This window comes from Pelovirga sp. (assembly GCF_059864205.1).
This window is the reverse complement of sequence record NZ_JCBCBS010000137.1, coordinates 25,427-45,135: the sequence shown is the minus strand read 5'-3', so window position 1 is coordinate 45,135 and position 19,709 is coordinate 25,427. Positions and strand designations below refer to the sequence as shown.

18 protein-coding genes and 2 tRNA genes are annotated in these 19,709 nt (G+C 54.6%); 4 read left to right on the top strand and 16 right to left on the bottom strand.

The window, feature by feature from the left end; all coding sequences use genetic code 11:
• Positions 1-36 precede the first annotated feature (36 nt).
• From AC6F7T_RS08660 to trpE, 16 genes are all read right to left on the bottom strand, one after another.
• Positions 37-113: transfer RNA gene (locus tag AC6F7T_RS08660), tRNA-Met, on the bottom strand.
• A gap of 37 nt (positions 114-150) precedes the next feature.
• Positions 151-227: transfer RNA gene (locus tag AC6F7T_RS08655), tRNA-Met, on the bottom strand.
• A 73-nt stretch (positions 228-300) separates the two neighbouring features.
• Positions 301-1,092, bottom strand: coding sequence for an SPOR domain-containing protein (locus AC6F7T_RS08650; protein WP_500717883.1), 792 nt, complete (start codon positions 1,090-1,092; stop codon positions 301-303).
• Between the two features lie 28 nt (positions 1,093-1,120).
• Complete coding sequence (gene argS / locus AC6F7T_RS08645; RefSeq protein WP_500717881.1) at positions 1,121-2,785, bottom strand: arginine--tRNA ligase; 1,665 nt, start codon at positions 2,783-2,785, stop codon at positions 1,121-1,123.
• Positions 2,782-3,114 (bottom strand): septum formation initiator family protein, encoded by a 333-nt coding sequence (locus tag AC6F7T_RS08640; RefSeq protein WP_500717878.1) that lies wholly within the window; start codon positions 3,112-3,114, stop codon positions 2,782-2,784. Before AC6F7T_RS08640 ends, argS begins: the two co-directional genes overlap by 4 nt.
• Before the next feature lie 95 nt (positions 3,115-3,209).
• A complete protein-coding gene (locus tag AC6F7T_RS08635) occupies positions 3,210-5,276 on the bottom strand; it encodes an LPS assembly protein LptD (RefSeq protein ID WP_500717877.1) in 2,067 nt (688 codons plus the stop codon).
• A gap of 24 nt (positions 5,277-5,300) precedes the next feature.
• Complete coding sequence (locus AC6F7T_RS08630; protein WP_500717876.1) at positions 5,301-6,581, bottom strand: glutamate ligase domain-containing protein; 1,281 nt, start codon at positions 6,579-6,581, stop codon at positions 5,301-5,303.
• A gap of 8 nt (positions 6,582-6,589) precedes the next feature.
• Positions 6,590-7,438, bottom strand: coding sequence for an acetyl-CoA carboxylase, carboxyltransferase subunit beta (gene accD, locus AC6F7T_RS08625; RefSeq protein ID WP_500717873.1), 849 nt, complete (start codon positions 7,436-7,438; stop codon positions 6,590-6,592).
• A 104-nt stretch (positions 7,439-7,542) separates the two neighbouring features.
• Positions 7,543-8,340 (bottom strand): tryptophan synthase subunit alpha, encoded by a 798-nt coding sequence (gene trpA / locus AC6F7T_RS08620; RefSeq protein WP_500717871.1) that lies wholly within the window; start codon positions 8,338-8,340, stop codon positions 7,543-7,545.
• A gap of 104 nt (positions 8,341-8,444) precedes the next feature.
• On the bottom strand, positions 8,445-9,746 hold the full coding sequence (locus AC6F7T_RS08615; RefSeq protein WP_500717869.1) for a DEAD/DEAH box helicase: 1,302 nt from the start codon (positions 9,744-9,746) through the stop codon (positions 8,445-8,447).
• Positions 9,746-10,942, bottom strand: a complete 1,197-nt coding sequence (trpB, locus tag AC6F7T_RS08610; protein WP_500717867.1) for a tryptophan synthase subunit beta — start codon at positions 10,940-10,942, stop codon at positions 9,746-9,748. The genes AC6F7T_RS08615 and trpB overlap by 1 nt, the downstream gene beginning before the upstream one ends.
• Complete coding sequence (locus AC6F7T_RS08605) at positions 10,939-11,553, bottom strand: phosphoribosylanthranilate isomerase (protein ID WP_500717989.1); 615 nt, start codon at positions 11,551-11,553, stop codon at positions 10,939-10,941. The genes trpB and AC6F7T_RS08605 overlap by 4 nt, the downstream gene beginning before the upstream one ends.
• 9 nt (positions 11,554-11,562) lie before the next feature.
• On the bottom strand, positions 11,563-12,354 hold the full coding sequence (gene trpC / locus AC6F7T_RS08600; RefSeq protein ID WP_500717865.1) for an indole-3-glycerol phosphate synthase TrpC: 792 nt from the start codon (positions 12,352-12,354) through the stop codon (positions 11,563-11,565).
• A complete protein-coding gene (gene trpD, locus AC6F7T_RS08595) occupies positions 12,351-13,400 on the bottom strand; it encodes an anthranilate phosphoribosyltransferase (RefSeq protein WP_500717863.1) in 1,050 nt (349 codons plus the stop codon). The genes trpC and trpD overlap by 4 nt, the downstream gene beginning before the upstream one ends.
• On the bottom strand, positions 13,397-13,981 hold the full coding sequence (locus AC6F7T_RS08590; protein WP_500717861.1) for a glutamine amidotransferase-related protein: 585 nt from the start codon (positions 13,979-13,981) through the stop codon (positions 13,397-13,399). The genes trpD and AC6F7T_RS08590 overlap by 4 nt, the downstream gene beginning before the upstream one ends.
• Before the next feature lie 28 nt (positions 13,982-14,009).
• Positions 14,010-15,491: an anthranilate synthase component I gene (gene trpE / locus AC6F7T_RS08585; RefSeq protein WP_500717860.1), complete on the bottom strand. Its 1,482-nt coding sequence runs from the start codon at positions 15,489-15,491 to the stop codon at positions 14,010-14,012.
• Positions 15,492-16,058: 567 nt separating this feature from the next.
• Between trpE and AC6F7T_RS08580 the strand changes: the two genes are divergently transcribed.
• From AC6F7T_RS08580 to AC6F7T_RS08565, 4 genes are all read left to right on the top strand, one after another.
• Positions 16,059-16,814 carry an IclR family transcriptional regulator domain-containing protein gene (locus AC6F7T_RS08580; protein WP_500717858.1) on the top strand — a complete coding sequence of 252 codons (756 nt, stop codon included), beginning with the start codon at positions 16,059-16,061 and terminating at the stop codon, positions 16,812-16,814.
• 187 nt (positions 16,815-17,001) lie between these two features.
• Positions 17,002-17,256, top strand: coding sequence for a sodium/substrate symporter small subunit (locus tag AC6F7T_RS08575; RefSeq protein ID WP_500717855.1), 255 nt, complete (start codon positions 17,002-17,004; stop codon positions 17,254-17,256).
• 15 nt (positions 17,257-17,271) lie between these two features.
• On the top strand, positions 17,272-19,083 hold the full coding sequence (locus AC6F7T_RS08570) for a VC_2705 family sodium/solute symporter (RefSeq protein WP_500717853.1): 1,812 nt from the start codon (positions 17,272-17,274) through the stop codon (positions 19,081-19,083).
• A gap of 186 nt (positions 19,084-19,269) precedes the next feature.
• A complete protein-coding gene (locus AC6F7T_RS08565) occupies positions 19,270-19,662 on the top strand; it encodes a hypothetical protein (RefSeq protein WP_500717851.1) in 393 nt (130 codons plus the stop codon).
• Positions 19,663-19,709 lie beyond the last annotated feature (47 nt).

Below are 19,709 nucleotides of genomic sequence, written 5' to 3'. Positions count from 1 at the left end.
AAAAAGCCCTTCCGGATGGGAAGGGCTTTTTTAATGTGGTGGCGGTGCAGAGATTCGAACTCCGGACACTGCGGATATGAGCCGCATGCTCTAACCAACTGAGCTACACCGCCAAACGTTTATGAATCCCCATCAGGAGATTAATTGATTTGGTTGCGGGAGAGGGATTTGAACCCCCGACCTTCGGGTTATGAGCCCGACGAGCTACCAGACTGCTCCATCCCGCGACACGAGCACTGGAAAATAATCTCCGGGCCGACAAATGTCAAGCGAAAAAACTCCGTTAAAACAGATGCCGGTTCAGGGGCTGTGCCGGGTTACCAGCCCTTCAATCTTCTCTTTTTCAAGAATGATCTGGCGCGCAATCCCGGCAGTATCAGCATCGGCGTAAGGCCCGATGCGCACCCGATACCAGATCCCACGATCACCCAGGTTAGCCTCAGCGAGAAAAGCTGGATATCCCTTGTCAAGCATGCGCTGACGCAGGGAAGCGGCATCTGCCGCCGAGCCGAAAGAACCAACCTGCACCACGTGGCTGCCCTGTAACCTGGTGGCGGGCAAGGTCTGGTCAGTAGATGGTGCCGACCCGACAGTGGGTGTTTGTTGTTGCGTCGACTGTGGGGCTGGAGCTGATGCCTGAGCCAACGTTTGCGGCCCGCCGCCACTGACAACAATCGGCTGATCGGTCAGCTCCAGTGGTGGCAAAGAAGCCGATGGACGCGATTCCGCTGGAGGCGGCTGGTTGATGCCGCTACCCAAGGGGGAGGTATCTCGAACCAGATCATCGTAAAAACTCAGACGTGCACTTTCAACAACCGCATCAATCAGCGCATCCTTCTCCCCTTTCTGCGCATCTGTCTGAAGCGGTGCAGGAGCCGGTATTGGTGCGGCTGCAGGAATTTGAACGATTCTGACGGCTTCCTGCTGTTCCTTGACTTGCCGGGCAACATCACGTTCGACTCCGCGCCGACCGGTGGTAACACCGAGTACAAAGCTGAGTAACGAGACCAGCAACAGCAACGCCAGAAGGATGATTGCCTGGCGTTTTTCCAGGCGTCTTTGGGTGCGGGTTTTTATTTCTGTCTGCATCATGTACCCCCTTAGTGCGGGACGACCTTCCTTACATTTGTTCCGGTGCCGAAACCCCGAGCAGCCCTAAAGCATTAGCCAGGACAATGCGTACGGCGTTGACCAGATACAAGCGGGCAGATGTGACCTGTGCATCCTCATCCAGCACCCGATGGCGATTATAGTAGCTGTGCAGCAGTGCTGCCAGATCCTGTAGATAAAAAACCAGGCGATGGGGTTCATAATGCAACGCCGCCCCTTCAATCGCTTCAGGAAAACGCGACAACTGCCTGATCAGAGCAATTTCTTCGGCGAGGGTCAAGTACGAAAAGTCAAACTGCGCAAGCGTTGGCTGCTCCATGCCGACCGCGGCAGCGTTACGATTGATGCTGCAGATGCGGGCATGAGCATACTGCACATAATACACCGGGTTATCGCTGCTGTTCTGCTTGGCCAACTCGAGATCGAAATCGAGCTGACTGTCACAACGACGCATCAAAAAGAAAAACCGGCAGGCATCCCGTCCGACCTCATCAATCACTTCGCGCAGGGTAATAAAATTGCCGGAACGCTTGCCCATAACAAAAGGCTGGCCGTCGCGCAACAGATTCACCATCTGGATCAGCAGCACTTCGAGCGCTGCGGCAGGCAGGCCAAAGCCCTTGAGCATTGCTTTCATCCGCGGGATATAGCCATGATGATCAGCGCCCCAGACATCAATGACGCGGTCAAAGCCACGATCAAATTTTTCCAGGTGATAAGCGACATCAGAAGCAAAATAAGTGTAGCTGCCATCCGACTTGATCAACACCCGGTTTTTGTCATCACCAAATTCGGTAGTGCGTAGCCACAGGGCATCATCCTCTTCATAAGTCAGCCCTTTTTCCTTAAGGCGACCAAGTTCCTGCTCGACCATATCACGATCGTAGAGACTCTGCTCGCTGTACCAGTTATCAAAGTGGATACCAAAGGCTTTCAGATCAGTATCAATCCATTTTAAAATCTGGTCGACACCAAAACGGGTACAACGGCTGATGGCTTCTTCTTCATTCAGGTCAGCGAGTTCACCCTGTTCCTGACGCAGGCCTTCGGCCAGTTCGGTAACATAGGCGGCCTGATAACCATCCTCAGGAAAATCAATCACCTTTCCCTGCAATTCGCGCAAGCGCAGCAGAATCGAACGACCGAGGGTCTGCACCTGATTACCGGCATCGTTGATGTAGTATTCGCGCTGCACGTCAAAACCGGCCGCGGCAAGAATTGCCGCCAGGGCATCACCAACCACGGCTCCACGACCATGACCAATATGCAGCGGTCCGGTTGGATTGGCACTGACGAACTCAACCTGCACCTTGACACCAGCACCGACCTGCGAACGTCCGAACTGCTCCTGCTCAGCATAGATGTGATGCAGGACTTTTGCCCAGTAACCGACAGCAAGGCGAAAGTTAATAAACCCCGGACCGGCAATCTCGACCGCATCAAACAATGCATCAGCGCGCAATGACTCTGCCAGAACCTCGGCAATCCGGCGTGGCGCCTTGCCTTCAGAGCGTGCCAGCATCATCGCCAGATTGGTCGCATAGTCACCATGTTCCGGATTTTTCGGTACCTCAAGTTGAATTTCAGCAGGAAATTCTCCAGAGGTGAGGGCCCCCTGCTGATAACAATTTTCCAGCGCCTGCTTGAGCGCTGAACGAATATCATTCTTAATCACTTACCGCCTCTTTCTTTGAGTGTTTCGGTCGGCACAAAATAGATCAGCTCTCCCTCGCGCACCATCCCCAGGCGCGCACGGGCAAGCTGCTCCCAGTAGTCCCGATCATTATTAAGCCGCTCAATCTCCTGCCGCAAATCTTGCTGCTGCGCCTGCATCTCCTCAAGGCGCTGCTGTAATTCCTGTTGTTGGCGCTGTGCCTGAACGATCCGCAGAACACCTCTATTACCAAACACCGCATAGGCTGCCATCAACAAGATGAGCACCAGCAAGACAAGTGTCAGTAGATTATTCCTGCCGGGTAACCCCGATTCACGTTCCGATCCCAAGCGTTTCCCCGTTCATATCATCCATGTTGCCGACCGACGCACAAGTTCTCAAATCAACCAGCCAAGGTCCATAGCAACAACCCCTTATTAACCGATTAACCGCCGCCCGGACCACCACTGAAGCCGCCAACCGAACCGAGGCCAAGCATGGTGAAGGTCAACATAAAGGATTGTTCACCATCAGTGCGGTCACGCAGGGTCAACAGTAGACTCCAGCATTGCCGACGGTATTCGATGCCGATTCGCTCTTCGAGGCGATCGTTGGTGAAAAAATCGTAACGTTGCTGATAGGTCAGATAAATCGGCTGCAAAAACCCCAAGCCAAGATTGATTTCACCATAGTCAAGGTCGGTGCGGCGGTCAATATTATAACTCAGGCGCAGATAGTTCTCGGAGCGATCGGCGACCTGACCCTCGACCAGCAACTCTTTAAGCTCGTTGGTGCGCGAATCAACGATCACATCTGCTCCCAGGCGCATGTGCTCCGAGGGCAACAGGGTTAGCTGGGCGCGAGCCTCACCGAAACCTTTTTCCGCCTGATCCTTGTTCAGATGTTGCAACACAGACAGGCGCAGGTAGACCCAGTCACGATACTGGCGCCGCCCATTCTCATCGTCCAGGCGTGCCCGCAACCGCTGCACCAGGGCATACTCAATGCGATTTTTGGCAGCAATCCGATCAAAGGAGTCAAATCGGGGGATATGCTGTTGATCTTTTTCCGGAATATAGTCGTAAACAATTTCCGGGTTAATCGCATGCCGCAGCCGACCGGAAAAACCGAAGGGCAGATCGTAAGTACGCTGCAACGGCGGTGTTACCACCCGGGTGGTAACCTCGACCATGCCATGCTGTTCACTGCTTGATTCCAGATTCAGATCCCAGTAGTAGCGCTGCCGATAGGCGACTGTGGGATTAATGCTGAGCAGATTAAACAGCCGGCTATTCAAGCTTACAGCCGGCCGCAGCATCAGGCGCTGCCCCGTAACCCCTTCACGCCGCCAGAAGTGAGTGTATTCAGAACCCCACTCATAAGCCAGCGGCGTGGTACCAATGATACTGCGGGCTATATTGAAATTGATGCGTGGCAACAGCTGCAGGGTGCGACGCTGATCGGTCTCCAGATTTTTGCTGTACTGCATCAGGCCGACCAGATTCGCGCGCCGCCAGTTGCGGCTCAGGGAAAAAGTTGACTGCGCCTGATCGCGGTTATAATCCCCGGCAACCTCGCCAAAATCCTTGAAATATTCGTCGTTGTCAACATAGAGAGCATCAACCACCATGCGCACCTGGCCGGGCAGGTTACCGGTATGGATCCATTCAAGGGCATAGCGCTCTTCATCGATCCGCTCATCATCAACCTCACGCACATCAATATGATAGGCGCGCATCTCACCGGCATTGTCACGACCAAAGATATAGCGGTATTCCACCCCCTTACCGATCCCCATTTTCGACAGGTAATCAAGATACAGGGTGGCATCCTGATTAACCCCGAGCACCTGGTAGTAGGCAGCGCCATAGCCGAATCCACGTTTCTTGGAATAACCGATAGAGGGGATCAGCAGCCCCGATTCACGCTCGGTTTTGGCCGGATAAATCATGTAGGGGAAATACAGAGTGGGGATGTCCTTCAGATAAAAAACCATATGGCGAGCGCGTGCATACCCGCCCAAGGTAACATCAATATTGCCGGCACCAAACTTCCAGTCCGGCACCTCACCATCACAGGTGGTAAAAGTGCCGGAGGTAATCCGATAATCGTCTTCCCCCAGCTGTTCGATGCTGCTGCCGCGAACATGGAGATTTTCATCAAGCAGATAAAAGTATCCCTGATCAACACGGCCGGTCCCAGCCTCCAGGTTATAACAGGCAGCAGATCCGGACAGGGATTCCGTCGGTGAAAGAAAGCGCACATTGCCGCTGGCTTCGACCTCACCGCTGCCTCGATGCCAGCGCAGCTGCTCACTTAGCACTTCCAGATCACCCTGGATCAGCCGGACATCACCGCTGGCCTGATAAAGCTCAGCCTCATGATCGTAACTCAGTTCATCTGCCTCAAGATAGACCGGTTCACCCATAACCATCACGCGACTGCGCGCCTCAACAGTTGTGGCGCAAGAAAGGGAGAGCAGCAGCAACAGAAGCAGATGGCGAATCAACATAAGATATTCCAATGAAGCTACGGATCAATGAATGATCGGTGTTATATCCGTCTGAACAACCAGCTTTTCACGAATAGCGGCCACCAGAAACAAGGAACCGGCTACCAGAATCAGCTCAGTGCCGGACCGTGACTGTTGGGCCGCCTGCAGGGCGGCAGTCGGCGTGGTAAAGCCCTGGACGGCAACACCCTGGTCAGCGGCGTGCCCACATAAAAGCTCAGTATCCGCCGCATCTTCAACCGGAGGCCGGGTAGCGTAGAGACATTGACAAAAGGGGAGCAACAGATCGAGCATTGGCAGTACCTGTTTGTCGGCTTTACAACCAAAAATCAGATGAAACCGACGCAGATTTTGTTGCTTGAGATAGTCAGCCAGAATGGCTGCACCTGCAAGATTATGGGCACCATCGAGCAGTACCCGCTGCGGCAGCCATTCCAGTCGCCCCGGCCAGCACACCCGTTCGAGGCCCGAGCGAACGGCTGTCGGCTCCAGTTCGACCCCGACATCAGACAGATAACCGGCCGCAGCGGCGGCGAGAGCAAGGTTCTGGTGCTGGTGCAGTCCAGGCAGGGTCGGTCGAACGGCCTTCAATTCAAAAGAGCCGGCACGCACATCAAAGTCTTCCGGCCGCGACTGCCAGCAGTAATCCCGATCGGGGAGCAACAGCGCACTGCCCAGCTGTTGCGTACGTTGTGCTAATACCGCCGCCGCCTCAGATGACTGACGGGCACTGATCAACGGCACCCCCGGCTTGATAATGCCGGCTTTTTCCCCTGTCACCTGCGCCAGCGTTGTCCCGAGATGGCGGATATGATCAAGGGCGATGGGGGTGATCAGGCATAATTCCGGGTCAACAATATTGGTAGCATCCAGGCGCCCGCCCATTCCACACTCCATAATCGCCCAGGCGACCCCCCGACGCTGGAAAGTGAGCAGTGCCATGACTGTGGTCACCTCAAAGAAGGTTGCCTGCAGCTGTTCAGCGTGGGGACGCAATTCTTCAATCAGTGCAACCGCCTGGTCAAGCTCAAGCTGCCGGGTATCAACCCGGATACGTTCGGTGAATTGATGCAGATGGGGCGAGGTATAGAGCCCGGCAGGAATACCGGCAGCGTGAAAAATGGCCGCCAGGGCGGCGGCGGTCGAGCCTTTACCATTGGTTCCGGCAATATGCAGGATACGCACATGCCGGTGCGGATTACCGACCCGTTCGAGCAGTTCGGCAATCGTTTCGAGCCCCAGCTTGATGCCGAAAAAACGCAGCGAATACAGATAGTCCAGGCTGTCGCGCTGACTTGCAAGCATCCTGTTGATCAGCTTCTGGTGAAAATACGCAGAATCTGTGACAGAACCTTCTTCATTTGCTGACGGGCAACGATCATATCGACCATGCCGTGCTCAAGCAGATACTCCGAACGCTGAAAACCCTCCGGCAGGGTTTGACGGATCGTTTGTTCGATGACCCGTGGTCCGGCAAAGCCAATCAGGGCCCGGGGTTCAGCAATATTCAAATCGCCAAGCATGGCAAAGCTGGCTGTCACGCCGCCGGTGGTAGGGTCGGTCAGCACCGAGATAAAGGGAATGCCTGCGGCTTTCAGGCGCGCCAGAGCCGCGCTGGTTTTGGCCATCTGCATCAGCGACAAAATGCTCTCCTGCATCCGTGCGCCACCCGACGAAGAGAAAATCAACACCGGAGCCTGGGTAGCCAAACCTTTTTCAATCGCACGGGTGATCTTTTCACCAACTACCGAGCCCATACTCCCCCCCATGAAGGAGAAATCGAACACGGCAACCACCACCGGCAAACCATCGAGTTGGCCTTCGCCGCAGATGACGGCATCACCGTCTCCAGCTTTTTTGACGGCGGCTTTGATCCGCTCTTTATATTTTTTGGAATCCTTGAAATCGAGAAAGTCAACCGAACGCATTTTGGCGTCCATTTCAACGAAGGTACCGGCATCGATAATCAAATCGATACGTTCCCTGGCGCCGATACGAAAATGGTAGTCGCACTTCGGACAGACGTTGAAATTGCGTTCAATTTCCTTGCAATAGATGATTTCCTGGCAGTTTTTACATTTGGTCCAGACCCCCTCGGGAACCTGAACGTTTTTCTTCTCGACTGAAGCCGTCAGCGACGTTTTCTTACGAAACCAGACCATGCTCAACCTCTTTAGTGGTTTGCAATCCTGCAGATATCCTGTTTTTCAAGCATTTAAAGCGCTTAAAAAGCGGCAGCCGGATATCACAAACTCTTTATTTGAATTTATTTCCTGCAGCTTTGCTTCAAGGCTTTGGTAAAACTTCCAACCTTTTCCAGCATTCCATTATCCGTACCATACTTGCCAATAATGTTGACCAGGGCACTGCCGACAACCACCGCATCGGCGAACTCAGCCACCTCCAGCGCAGCGGCTGCAGTGGTGATACCAAAACCGACAGCCACAGGAACCTGCGTCATGGTTTTAAGCTGGACGACAGTATCACGGATTGCCGCCGGAGTAACCGCCTGGGTTCCGGTAACGCCGGTCATCGACACATAATAGATGTAACCTTGCGCTGCTGCCGCCAGACGCCTCATCCGCTCCGGCGGTGTGGTCGGTGCCAGCAGGGTAATCAGCGGTATGCCAACAGCGTCAGTCACCGGCTTGATTTCAGCCATTTCTTCCGGCGGCAGATCAACCAGCAATAAACCATCGACGCCTGCAGTTGCGGCATCGGCGGCAAAACGCTTCACACCGTAACGAAAAACCGGATTGTAATAGCCCATCAGAACCAACGGGATCTGCAACTCAAGGCGCGCCTGGGTGACAATATCCAGCACCGTCGCCAGGGTTGTGCCGGCCGCCAGGGCACGCTCGGAAGCCGCCTGAATGGTTGGTCCATCAGCCATGGGGTCGGAAAAAGGCACTCCCAGTTCAATGACATCAGCACCGGCGGCAGCGAGGGTACGAATCAACGCAAGGGTCATCTGCGGGTTGGGGTCCCCCGCCGTAATAAACGGGATCAGAGCCGCTTCGCCTCGTTTTTTCAATTCATCAAAGGTGTGTTGCAGACGCGACATAAAATCCCATATTTATGAATAGGCTGGCTAGACCATTAACATTCTTGACAGTGACAGATCAGCTTAGACGATTCGCCGGGCAGGTTTCAATCATTTTCTCAAAGCTACTTATTATTAGTGCCCGGCCCTGCTGATCCCTGGGTGCTGCCCCCTTGCCCCGAGCTCCCTGGCTTCTTACGGCGGCGTGGAAGGCGACGTTTACGAGGTTCAACCGGCTTTTCCAGCACCGGACGCTTTTTCTTCGGGCGCGCCCGCTTGTAGGTAAAACAAAAATCTTCATCCACAGGGACTTCGCTGGGAATCTTGAAACCAAGGTAATCCTCAATCTCCGGCAGCACGTAAACGGTTTCTTCATCAGCAAAGCTGATCGCCCGACCTACGGCACCCGCGCGGGCCGTGCGACCGATACGATGAACATAGTCCTCACGATCCTGGGGCAGATCATAATTAATAACATGGGTCACCTGATCGACATGGATGCCGCGCGAAGCGACATCGGTGGCAACCAGATGGGTGATGCTGCCGAGCTTGAACTGATCCAGAATCCGCATCCGTTTTTTCTGCGGAATGTCCCCGGACAGCACCGCACTGGAAAGATCGTTGACCTGCAGCAAGGCATCCAGTTTTTCCGCTTCGACCTTGGTATTGACAAAAATCATCACCCGCTCGGCATTCTTTTCTTTTTTTAGTAATCCCAGCAACAGGGCGAATTTTTCCCGCCGGGTGACATGGTAGAGCACCTGGACAACCCCGTCAGCAGAAATCTGTTCGGGGGCAATCTCGACCCGCTCGGCCATGTTCATAAACTCATAGGCCAACTCCATGACCTGGGGTGACAGGGTCGCAGAAAAGAGCATGGTCTGACGTTTTTCAAAGGGGGGCAATTTACGCAACAGGTAACGCAAATCCTTGATAAAGCCCATATCAAACATGCGGTCAGCTTCATCGATCACCAACGCTTCAACCTGGTCAAACGAGAAAACCCGTTGTTTGAAGTAGTCGATCAGCCGTCCGGGGGTGGCAACGATAATATCGACGCCATCACGCAGCGCCTGGCGCTGTTTTTCGTAATCGACGCCACCGAAGATCGGCTGGATCTTGATCCCGGTGTGGCGGCCAAGGAGATCAGCGTCCTGACAGATCTGTACTACCAGTTCACGCGTCGGCGCCATCACCAGGGCGCGCGGGCTGGAACCGGAAGGACGTGGATTGGCCAGCAGCCGACAAAAAATCGAGATCAGAAAAGCCGCGGTTTTCCCCGTGCCGGTCTGGGCCTGGGCGGCAACATCCTTGCCCTGCAGGGCCAATGGTATCGATTGCTGCTGCACCGGGGTCAAATGTTCGAACTCGGCGTCAGCGATACCCTGGAGCACTGTTGCCGGTAAATCTAATTCGCTAAATCTCATTACAACTCTACTTTCATCGCTTGTGCGACCGTATTGATATCCTTGTCTCCGCGACCTGACAGACAAACAAGAATAATCTGATCTGGGCTCATGGAAGGTGCCATTTTGATCACCTGGGCAATCGCATGGGCACTTTCAAGAGCAGGGATAATCCCTTCAATCTCTGTTAACTTGCGAAATGCGGCCAGCGCTTCGTCATCCGTCACGGCAACGTAGCAGGCACGCTCGATATCTTGGAGGTGGGCATGCTCGGGGCCGACACCGGGATAATCCAGGCCGGCAGAAATGGAATGGGCGTGCTGAATCTGACCGTCAGCATCCTGCAGCAGACTGGTTTTGTTGCCATGCAGCACACCTGGCGTACCGGCACCAAGGGAAGCCGCATGTTTGCCGGTTTCGATGCCCAGCCCTGCCGCCTCAACCCCCAGCAAGCCGACCTCGGAATCGCCGATAAAGGGATAAAACAGGCCGATAGCATTGGAGCCACCGCCGATACAGGCGACCGCGACATCCGGCAAGCGTCCCTCGGCAGCCAGGATCTGCTCTTTGGCCTCAGTACCGATCACCGCCTGAAAATCACGCACCATCAGCGGATAGGGATGGGGTCCGGCAACGGTACCAATCACATAAAAGGTATCGCGCACGTGGGTCACCCAGTGGCGTAAGGCATCGTTCATGGCATCCTTCAAGGTCGCTGTGCCGCTGGTGACCCCGGTTACCTTGGCCCCGAGCAGCTTCATGCGAAAGACGTTCAGCGACTGCCGCCGGATATCTTCAGTGCCCATGAAGACTTCACACTCCATACCGAACAGGGCCGCAACGGTCGCGGTTGCAACGCCGTGCTGGCCGGCACCGGTCTCGGCAATGACCTTTTTCTTGCCCATGCGCCGCGCCAGCAGAATCTGGCCAACGGTGTTATTGACCTTATGGGCACCGGTATGATTGAGATCTTCACGCTTGAGGTAGACCTTTGCCCCCCCGAGCTCGGCGGTCAAGCGCTCAGCAAAATACAAGGGGCTGGGGCGACCGACATAGTTTTTCAGATAATAATCGATTTCTTTTTGGAACTCGGGGTCGTTGCGCGCCTCGGCATAAGCCTGTTCCAGTTCAAGTAGCGCCGGCATCAGGGTTTCAGCAACATACCGACCACCGTATTGGCCGAAATGTCCACGCTCGTCGGGATAGTCGTAACTCATGCCATTCTCACCTGTTCGATAAATTGGGCGACCAAAGCCAGATCTTTATGCCCGGGTTCCCGTTCAACACCACTGGAAACATCAACGGCATAGGGATTAACCACCTCAATCGCCGTACCCACATTGGCCGGGGTCAGTCCTCCGGCCAGAATAATCGGCTTTTTCAGTGTAGCACGACTCACCAGTTGCCAATCAAACTGACGCCCGGATCCACCGTAATGCTCATCGCTCCAGGCATCAAGGAGCAATGCCGCCACCGGATAATCTTCAAGGTGAGAGAGAGGCTCCTCATCACGCACCCGCAATGCCTTAATGACCGGATAGGGCGAATGGAGATGACACTGGGCCGGCGTTTCATCACCATGCAGCTGAATCAGCTGCAGCCCGGTTTGCACCATGATCTGATGAATTTTTACCGCCGGGGCATTTACAAACAGCCCGACAGTGGAGACAAACGGGGGAAGGGCCGCAACAATGTCGGCAACCCGTTCCGGCGCAACATAACGCGGACTAGGTGGATAAAAAACAAAACCAAGGGCATCGGCACCAGCTGCCACCGCCCCTTTGGCATCGGCTAAATTGGTAATTCCACAAATCTTAACACGAGTCACTGCCATTGACTAATCCGTCCCCAGCAGCTCGCGCAGCTTGCCGCCGATATTCGCCTCGCGCATCAAGGTTTCGCCAACCAGAAAAGCGCGGGCACCGGCCGTCTGCAACCGTTCAATGTCAGCACGCGAGGAGATACCGCTTTCGGCAATCGCCAACTGGTCTGCCGGGACCAGGGACGCCAGGGACTCGCTGATGCCCAGATCGGTGACAAAGGTGCGCAGGTCACGATTATTGATGCCGATCAGATCAACCGGCAGCTTGAGGGCCCGCTGCATTTCAGCGGCATCGTGAACCTCAAGCAGGGTATCAAGACGCAACGCCGTGGCCTGCTGCGCCAGCTCAAGCAATTGCTCGTCGTTTAGAGCCGCAACAATCAGCAATACCGCATCGGCACCCGCCAGGCGGGCCTGATACAGTTGATAGGTGTCGATAATAAAATCCTTGCACAACAGCGGCAGCGACACCTGCTCACGAATCAACCCCAGATAGCGCAGATGACCATAGAAATACTGCTGGTCCGTCAGCACCGACAAACAGGTGGCACCAGCGTTCTGATACTGCTCGGCGATAGTCACCGGATCAAAATCAGCGCGGATAATTCCTTTGGACGGCGATCCCTTTTTCACTTCAGCAATGATCGCTGTGCCGCCCGATGCTGCCATGGTCCGCAACGCCCGGGCGAAACCGCGCGGAATATCCTCCAGATCGCCGATGCGCGTGGCCAGGTCCGTGAGGGAACGCTGAACTTTAGCGGCGGCAACTTCCTCTTTTTTGGTCAACAGTATCCGCTCCAGAATCATGCGTTTGTCATCCTAACCAGGTCAGCCAACGCCTCTGCCGCGCGACCGTTGTCAATGGCCCGAGCAGCCATGGTGATGCCGTCGGGGACCGTTTCCACCAGCTCGGTTGCCAGCAACGCATAAGCGCTGTTTAACAGGACAATATCCCGTTGCGGCCCGGTCGCTCCGGACAGGATAGCGCGGACAATCTCGGCATTACGCGCCGCATCGCCCCCCTGCAGATCGGCAAGGGCACAAGATGCTAAACCAAACTGTTCCGGCGTGATGGTGGACAGGGTCACCCCGGTGCTGTCAATCGCGGCGATTGTCGTCGCACCGGTCAGGGTGATCTCATCCATGCCATCACTGCCGTGGACAACGAACCCCTTGCGACAGCCGAGGGAGAACAGCACTTCTGCGAGCTTTTCCACCAGATCAATGCGGTAAACCCCCAACACCTGACGATTGGCTTTGGCCGGATTGGTCAGGGGCCCGAGGATATTAAAGATGGTACGAATGCCGATCTCACGGCGCGGGCCAATGGCATGTTTCATGGCGCCATGCAGGGCGGGAGCGAAGAGAAAACCGACCCCGATCTGCTCAATGCACTGCGTCACCAGAGCCGCGGACACATCGAGATTGACACCCAGATGTTCCAGCACATCGGCACTGCCACAGGCCGATGACACGCTACGATTGCCGTGTTTGGCAACCTTCACCCCACAAGCGGCGACCACCAAAGCCACGGTGGTGGAAATATTGAAACTGCGGGTGCCGCTGCCTCCGGTACCACAGGTATCCAGAATGGTTTCACGGTCAAGGTTGATATCATCACGGTCAAGGTCAAGGGCAGCCTTCACCGCAATCGGCGTGGCATGGGCACGCATCACGCGCGCCGCACCGACAATTTCCGCGATAGTCTCCCCCTTCATCCGCAGTGCCGTGATAAAGGCTCCGATCTGTGCCGCTGTCGCCTCGCCGCCCATGATCATGGTCATTACCTCGATCATCGTTTCTTCCGCCAGGTCACGCCCTTCAACCAGCATAGCGATGGCTTGTCTGATCATGCCGCTTTCTCCTTGCTGCTGAGTGTGAGGAAGTTCCCGAGCAAGCGCTTACCTTCGACAGTGAGGATCGATTCAGGATGAAACTGCACCCCCCAGACCGGCAACTCTATGTGTTGCAGCGCCATAATTTCCCCTTCTGCCGTCCATGCCGTTACCTTGAGGGTTGACGGAAAGCTTTCCCGTTGCGCCAGCAGGGAGTGGTAGCGGGTGGCAATAAACGGGTTGGACAAACCACGAAACAAGTCGCTGCCGTCGTGCTCGATGGGGCTGGTTTTACCGTGCATCAGGCGTCCGGCTCGCACCACCTCGCCACCATAGGCTTCGGTAATCGCCTGATGACCAAGACAGATGCCGAATATGGGAATCCGGCCGGCAAAGCGCTTTATCGCAGGGATGGATATTCCGGCCTGGGCCGGCGTACAAGGGCCGGGTGAAATCACCAGTCGCTGTGGGCCAAGGACGGCAATTTGATCAAGACTGATCTTGTCATTGCGGTAAACCTCAACCTCTTCCCCCAGCTCCATAAAATACTGCACCAGATTATAGGTAAAGGAATCATAATTATCGATCATCAACAGCATTGTATCAGTCCCATTTCACCGGCTTATATTACAACAGACCACGATTTGCCATTTCGATAGCACGCTTGACCCCACGTGCCTTGTTAAGGGTTTCCTGGTATTCCATCTCCGCATCACTGTCGGCGACAACCCCGGCACCGGCCTGCAGATGCAACTGATCTTTTTCGATATGCAGGGTGCGAATGGCAATCGCCAGATCCATGTTGCCACTGAAAGAGAAGTAACCGACGGCACCACCATAGACTTCGCGCCGCACCGGCTCCAGCTCATCAATAATTTCCATCGCCCGGATCTTCGGCGAGCCGGTCAGGGTCCCGGCGGGAAAAGCGGCACGAAAGACGGCAAAACTGTCGAGTTCCGGGCGCAGTCGTCCGCGCACATTGGAAACGATATGCATGACATGGGAATAGCGCTCGATCACCATCAGCTCGCTGACCGCAACACTGCCGGCCACCGCGACCCGCCCGACGTCATTGCGGCCGAGATCAACCAGCATGATATGCTCCGCCAGTTCTTTTGGATCCGCCAGCAGCTCCTTTTCCAGCTGCTGATCCTCCACCATCGTCCGACCCCGTGGGCGGGTACCGGCAATGGGACGCACCTCGACCTGATCACCCTCCTTGCGGACCAGCACTTCCGGTGAAGCACCAACCACAAGGGACTCTCCAAAGCGCAAAAAATACATGTAGGGAGATGGATTGATGGTGCGCAAGGCACGGTAGATATCAAAAGGATCGGCTTGTACAGGGCCACTGAAACGTTGCGACAACACCACCTGGAAGATGTCACCGGCACGGATATACTCCTTGCACTGTTCCACTGCCGCTTTGAAATCTGCGCGCGTAAAGTTCGGCACCAGCTCAACCGCCTCTGGTGCCACCGTCAGCGGCTGAGGATAGACCAGTGGGCGACGCAGCTGCTCAATCAGCAGATCAATCTGCTGTTGTGCTTTTTCGTAGGCGCGCTGCGGTTCATCGCCGTCACGCAGATGAACATTGTAAACAATCTTCACCTTTTGGCGCATATTATCGAAAATAATGACCCGGTCGGTAATCATGAAACAGGCATCCCAGCCGCCGATGCTGCGTGGATTGGAATCGGGCAGATCCTCGATAAAGCGCACCATATCGTAACCGAGATAGCCCACGGCGCCGCCGCAAAACAGGGGCAGACCGTCAACTTCCACCGGCCGGTAGACCGCCATCAGATTGCGCAGATAATCCAGCGGGTCATCTACCTCACCGGATTCCTCCAGTTGTCCGTCAAAAAGAATTTCATAGTGATTGGCACGACAGCGAAAAACCCGCGCCGGGCCACTGCCCAAAAATGAATAACGTGCCCACTTTTCACCACCCTCAATCGATTCCAGCAGAAAGGCGTTCTGCCCATCGTCAATCTTGCGAAAAGCCGACACCGGGGTTTCCATGTCAGCAAGAATCTCGCGATAAACGGGAATCAGGTTGCCATGCCGGGCCAGGCAGCAAAAGTCATCTTGACTGGGGAAATACATAAAAATCGATATCCGGAGCGAGCAGATAGTTATCACAGGTATAGGGTTTGAAAGTCACGGTTTTTACCACCCATAGGCAAAACAAGTCAAGACCGGCTGCCGGTCGCAATCCGCCTCAACCTGCCGAAAAGCCGTAGAGATTCCGTAACTGCCGCGGCTATTGTCAACATCAAAACAGGATTTACCCGTTGCGCCATCAGCTATATAAAAAAAAATATCATTTCATTTTCAACGATCGAACCTTGATAATAAACTGAAACATGGTTATAAACAGCTACAGAACCCCCCTGATTTACGGCAAAACAGAGCCCCTAGTAAACATTGTTGTCACAAGAAAATAAAACCTTAAAAAAATGAAATTTTATATATTATTCAAATACTTAACATCTTATAAAAATCGCTGTACCAGGTGATCAAAACGATAAATTCAAAATAAATAAAAAACCGTGTTGACAAAAATATAACAGCGTATTAGTCTTCGCCCCATCAGTTTCCAAAGCGAGGCAATAAGTTGCCAATGAGATTATTTCGCGTATTATTTCATAACCGCTCAGTTTTTTTTCGAGGATGTCCATGTCAGGCAGGGACAAAGATTCATACAACATCCGCTCCGTTGAAAACGCTCTGCACTTGCTCGAAACACTGGCAAGCAACGGTGACCGATGCAGCCTGGCACAGCTCAGCGACAGGCTTGACATGACCAAAGCCAGCCTCTTCCGCCTGATGGCGACTTTTGAAAACATGGGCTACGTCGAACGCGGCGAGCGCTCCGGCGAATACCAGATCGGTATGGCCGCTTTCGAGACCAGCCAGAAACTTCTTGCCCGCATGCCGCTCTTACGCCATGCCCGTCCGGTAATGTCCCACCTGGCGCGCCAGTGTGACGAATCTGTCTATCTGGTGGTGCGCCGTGGAGAAGACGCCCTGTTTCTGGAGATGGCTGACAACGATCAGAAGGTCAATGTTGTCCCTTTAACCAGTCACCGTTTTGCGCTGAACAGCTGCGCCCCCGGCAAACTGCTGCTGGCCTTTGCCCAGGGTTCTGCGGCGGCAGCTGTCGCCGGCACCTCAGCGGGCTCCCATTACCTGCAACAACGTTACTGCGTTGATCACGATGGCCTCGGCGAAGGCAGCAGCGCTCTGGCCGTTCCCCTGTTTCAACAGGGGCAAAAACTTGCCGGTTGTCTAACCATCGTTGCCCCGACCTTCCGGATGAATGATCAGCGCATCAACAGCGAATTACTGCCGGCCCTCAAGGCTGCCGGCGACATGATTTCAGCACGCCTGGGCTACAATCTTTACAGCCCCAGGGGGCTGGCATGAACGCCAAAAAGCATCCGCTCAGCCACGACAGGCTGTCAATTCTGTTTTTACCGGGTTTCATGTTTGGTATTCACAAAGAAAGGAGGCCGCGAATTCGAGAGTAAATTTTGAGCGAACACCATGATTTTGCTCACGCTTTAACGGTTTCAGGTTGTCACTATCACAATGAATAAAGAGGAGGAAAGTAATGGAAGACCAAGGAAAAGCTTACTGGTTTACAACGCTGAAGTTGATTGGATCTATTCTCGCTGTCTGGGCTCTCGTCTCCTACGGGTTCGGGATTGTTTTTGCCTCGGCACTTGACAACATTTCCCTTGGGGGCTATCCCATGGGTTTCTGGTGGGCTCATCAAGGCGCCATGTATGTCTTCATTGCACTGATTTTCATCTACGCAAAACTCCAGGACAATGTTGACAAAAAATTCAACGTTCACGAAGAATAAAGAGGAGGAACCCTAATGAGTCTGCAATTTCTAACCTATCTTGTTGTTGGCGCGACCTTTGCGCTCTACATTGGTATCGCCATCTGGTCCCGCGCCGGCAGCACCGGTGATTTCTACGTTGCCGGTGGCGGCGTTCACCCGGTCATCAACGGTATGGCGACAGCAGCTGACTGGATGTCGGCGGCTTCCTTTATCTCCATGGCCGGCCTGATCGCCTACATGGGCTACGGTGGCGGCCTGTTCCTGATGGGCTGGACCGGTGGCTACGTTCTGATGGCAACCGTTCTTGCTCCTTATCTGCGTAAGTTCGGGCGCTTTACCGTACCGTCCTTCTTTGCCGACCGCTATTACTCAAGATCTGCGCCGGCCGTGGCTGTCATCTGCCTGTTGGTAGCCTCGGTTACCTACATTATCGGTCAGATGACCGGCGTCGGTGTTACCTTCGCCCGCTTCCTCGGCGTTACCAACGACATGGGGATCTACATCGGTATGGGTATCGTCTTCTGCTACGCGGTGTTCGGTGGCATGAAGGGTATTACTTACACCCAGGTCGCCCAGTACTGTGTTCTGATCACCGCCTACACCATTCCAGCCATTTTTATCTCCTTCCAGCTGACCGGCGTACCGATTCCCCAGCTCGGACTGGGTGCCTCCCTGGTCGGTGAAGACATCACCCTGCTGGCCAAACTGAATCAGGTTGTCACCGAGCTCGGCTTCGGCGAATACACCACCGCACTGCCCGGCAGCAAACTGAACATGTTCGTTTACACCTTCTCGCTGATGATCGGTACTGCCGGTCTGCCCCACGTTATCATCCGCTTCTTTACTGTTCCAACGGTTAAGGATGCGCGTTTGTCCGCCGGCTGGGCCCTGGTCTTCATCGCCATTCTTTACACCACCGCCCCGGCCGTTGCCGCCATGGCCCGTTTGAACCTGCACGCAACCGTCAGCCCTGAAATTGCGACCGGTGCTCCTCTGATTGCTCAAGGTGCCGGCCTTATTCATGAAGAACGCCCTGACTGGATGAAGCGTTGGGAGGTCACCGGACTGCTGCGTTGGGAGGATAAAAACAACGATGGTCGCATCCAGTATTACAATGATGCCAATAAGAACCCGGAATTCCAGGCCAAGGTAGCTGCTTCCGGCTGGCAAGGTAACGAGCTCTTTGTTAACCGCGACATCATTGTTCTGGCCAACCCGGAAATCGCCCTGCTGCCCAACTGGGTTATCGCCCTGGTGGCCGCTGGTGGTGTTGCAGCCGCCCTGTCAACTGCCGCCGGTCTGCTGCTGGCCATTTCATCAGCCATTTCCCACGACCTGTTGAAGAAGATCTTCATTCCTGACATGAGTGAAAAGGCCGAACTGCGCGCCGGTCAGATCTCCATGGCGGGGGCCATTGTTGTTGCCGGCTACCTCGGCCTCAACCCGCCCGGATTTGCTGCCGGTACCGTGGCTCTGGCCTTCGGCATCGCTGCCTGTTCCATCTTCCCGGCGCTGATGATGGGTATCTTCAACAAGAACATGTGTAAATATGGCGCGATCTGGGGCATGGCAGTCGGCCTCTCCGTGACCCTGTTCTACGTTTTTGCCCACAAAGGGCTCTTCTTTGTCCGCGGAACCGAGTACCTGGGACTGATCGGTGGTGCCAATTCCTTCTTCGGCATCACCCCGGAAGCCTTCGGTGGTATCGGAGCGCTCCTGAACTTCCTGGTTGCCTACATCGTCACCAAGATTACCCCGCCGCCACCTGAGCACATCCAGGCGATGGTTGAGAACGTCCGTACGCCGCGCGGTTCCAGTGTGGTTACCGGCGGTGGCGGTCACTAACATTGACATTCTGATATAGCCTTAGCGCATATCAGCTTCCATGCCCCGTCGGTGCTTGCATCGGCGGGGCTTTTTTTAAGTCATACTGACCATACCGGGTTGTCAATTCTTCCCGAATCAGGTAAAAAAAGCAGCCTAACGCGGCAAACAAGCCGCCCTTTCTTTTTAGTAACGGAGCAGATATCCATGAAGTTGCTTTTCGATGCTTCTACCGTCATCACCTGGCTGTTGTTTATTGTGATGTTCCCCCTGTCTTTTTTCTGGTTGCGGCGCGCCAAGCGCATCCTTATCGACAAAAACTATTCCGAAGTCGCCCTCAAAGGCGGTTTGCCGCCGGAGAATCCGGCCAAATTCGCCCTGATCGCCGGCCTGATCAATCTGCTCGCCGGAGCAACCGCCGTCTGGGTTATTATCGGTGTTCCCCTCTACATCGCTACCGGCATTACAATCGGTCCCTTCATCGCCTATCAGGACTGGAGTGCTGTTGGCGGGGTGACTATCTGGGCTAAACTGATGGCTGATTTTATCTTAAGCCGCTATGCCCACCCTTTCCAGTTCGGCAAAAAAAAAGACAACTGATACGGGAACACCTCCCCTTCCGTTTTCGCTATCATCTGTGATAATGT

What these genes read in the sequence shown, in the direction of transcription:
- trpB (WP_500717867.1), bottom strand. Translation starts at nt 10,942, where the DNA reads ATGAGTTACGACTATCCCGACGAGCGTGGACATTTCGGCCAATACGGT.
- AC6F7T_RS08615 (WP_500717869.1), bottom strand. Translation starts at nt 9,746, where the DNA reads ATGAGATTTAGCGAATTAGATTTACCGGCAACAGTGCTCCAGGGTATC.
- AC6F7T_RS08575 (WP_500717855.1), top strand. Translation starts at nt 17,002, where the DNA reads ATGGAAGACCAAGGAAAAGCTTACTGGTTTACAACGCTGAAGTTGATT.
- AC6F7T_RS08565 (WP_500717851.1), top strand. Translation starts at nt 19,270, where the DNA reads ATGAAGTTGCTTTTCGATGCTTCTACCGTCATCACCTGGCTGTTGTTT.
- AC6F7T_RS08650 (WP_500717883.1), bottom strand. Translation starts at nt 1,092, where the DNA reads ATGATGCAGACAGAAATAAAAACCCGCACCCAAAGACGCCTGGAAAAA.
- AC6F7T_RS08635 (WP_500717877.1), bottom strand. Translation starts at nt 5,276, where the DNA reads ATGTTGATTCGCCATCTGCTTCTGTTGCTGCTGCTCTCCCTTTCTTGC.
- trpD (WP_500717863.1), bottom strand. Translation starts at nt 13,400, where the DNA reads ATGATCAGACAAGCCATCGCTATGCTGGTTGAAGGGCGTGACCTGGCG.
- accD (WP_500717873.1), bottom strand. Translation starts at nt 7,438, where the DNA reads ATGGTCTGGTTTCGTAAGAAAACGTCGCTGACGGCTTCAGTCGAGAAG.
- AC6F7T_RS08570 (WP_500717853.1), top strand. Translation starts at nt 17,272, where the DNA reads ATGAGTCTGCAATTTCTAACCTATCTTGTTGTTGGCGCGACCTTTGCG.
- AC6F7T_RS08630 (WP_500717876.1), bottom strand. Translation starts at nt 6,581, where the DNA reads ATGCTTGCAAGTCAGCGCGACAGCCTGGACTATCTGTATTCGCTGCGT.
- trpE (WP_500717860.1), bottom strand. Translation starts at nt 15,491, where the DNA reads ATGTATTTCCCCAGTCAAGATGACTTTTGCTGCCTGGCCCGGCATGGC.
- AC6F7T_RS08580 (WP_500717858.1), top strand. Translation starts at nt 16,059, where the DNA reads ATGTCCATGTCAGGCAGGGACAAAGATTCATACAACATCCGCTCCGTT.
- AC6F7T_RS08590 (WP_500717861.1), bottom strand. Translation starts at nt 13,981, where the DNA reads ATGCTGTTGATGATCGATAATTATGATTCCTTTACCTATAATCTGGTG.
- trpA (WP_500717871.1), bottom strand. Translation starts at nt 8,340, where the DNA reads ATGTCGCGTCTGCAACACACCTTTGATGAATTGAAAAAACGAGGCGAA.
- trpC (WP_500717865.1), bottom strand. Translation starts at nt 12,354, where the DNA reads ATGATTCTGGAGCGGATACTGTTGACCAAAAAAGAGGAAGTTGCCGCC.